Annotated in this window: 2 protein-coding genes; both read right to left on the bottom strand. The window is 58.6% G+C overall.

All coding sequences use genetic code 11. The features are described from left to right. A partial coding sequence (locus ACESMD_RS11100) for an Rpn family recombination-promoting nuclease/putative transposase (RefSeq protein ID WP_372613119.1) occupies positions 1 to 384 on the bottom strand: 384 nt, incomplete at its 3' end. Positions 385 to 1,165: 781 nt separating this feature from the next. Next, the gene (locus ACESMD_RS11095) at positions 1,166 to 1,411 is read right to left on the bottom strand and encodes a DUF6036 family nucleotidyltransferase (protein WP_372613121.1); all 246 of its coding nucleotides are present in this window, start codon (positions 1,409 to 1,411) and stop codon (positions 1,166 to 1,168) included. Positions 1,412 to 1,452: the final 41 nt, after the last annotated feature.

The following is a 1,452-nucleotide window of genomic DNA, read 5'->3' as shown; positions in this document are numbered from 1 at the left end:
ATTGTAGAGCACGATGGGCAGCACCGGCGGCAGTCCCTCACCGGGCGTGGTGACCTGGGCCTTGAGCAGGTGATCGTAGAAGCAGGCCACGTAGTGCAGCAGCCGGATCGGCATGGTGCGATCCACCGTGGACTGGAACTCAAGCAGGATGTACAGGAACACCCGCTGGGTGATCCCTTCCCAGGTGAGCTCTACCGACCACACCACATCCTCGAACTTCTCCTCGAACAGCGGGGTGATGTAGTTGCCGCTGTGGTTCTTCAGCGTGGAAAAGTCCATCAGCCCGGCAATGTCGGCAGGTGCAAAGCCTTCGATCAGCTGCTGAACGAACTCGGGGTAGCTGAACAGCTCTTTGTAACCCGTATCATGATGGTTGGTGGCCATGGGGCGTCCCTACAAATAGTCTGCGGGCAGCTTACCATGACTGGTCGGATTCGCGTGAGGCGTCGTGGTACATCGAGAGGCTAAGGTGCTGATTTTATGGCCATGACTGCCGCCTCGGGCTAGTCTGATGGCGTCACCCTACCGAGACCTCGCCATGCCTGCGATCCACCCTCGCCACAACGACACCGACCAGCCGGTGGTGCTGAACGCACCTTCAACTCCCACACCCCTATCATGCTGGGCAGACCCCACCACCATCACCAGTGTGGTGCCGGACGGGCCACTGCCTGAGCGGTTGAACGGCCTTGGCAGCTACCCGCGTCGGGTTAGACAGCTCAGCTCTCAGGCACTCAGGCCGTGCCGATGCCCTGTCGCATCGGCATACATACGGGTCTGCAGAGGAAGCAGCGCTTTGCGCAGTGGCGCTGTGGTATCCGTCAGGCCCCATCGCTTGCTGGGGGAATATCGCCCCTGGGTGGGCGTGTCGTCATTGCCTAGCAATTGGCGATGGAATTGCCTAGTGAGCTGTTGCAAGTGTCGTGCGGAATCAGGGGGCATACCGGGTACTGGCTAAGCAGCTCAAGCACACAGAGCGTCCGCTGAAACGCCTCGCGAGGCATCACATCGCGCAGCCGCTCCAGCTCCTCCCTCGTGGGACAATAGCCACGGTACCAGACGGCTTCAGCAAGCTGCTTCACGTCATCGACAGCACGCTCGAGAGGGCGCGAGCCTACCCGGAACAACCGTTTACGTGTGAAGGAAACTGCCATTATTAGCCCTCTCAAGCGTGATAGTTGTCTAGTACCACCTTCAGGTTACCCAATATACGAGTTTCGTCACCAACATAATAGCTGATCGCTTCTCGGGCCAAGCGTTCAAACTCGCCAATGTCAACATAAGGCAGCTGGAGCAGCGCTTGGATATCGTGCTGGTCACGGTCGCCAAAACGACCCAGCTTGGAGATTGCTACATCGAGCGCACTTGCGACGTAGACCTCCACATTGGGCACATTGCTTTGTGTCACCAGCCGAACGACGCGATCCTAGTGTCACGTCACGCATGATATGT

The organism is Halomonas sp. (assembly GCF_041689495.1).
Lineage (GTDB): Bacteria > Pseudomonadota > Gammaproteobacteria > Pseudomonadales > Halomonadaceae > Halomonas.
Note: the sequence above shows the minus strand (reverse complement) of the source record. Positions and strands in the feature narration are given on the sequence as shown.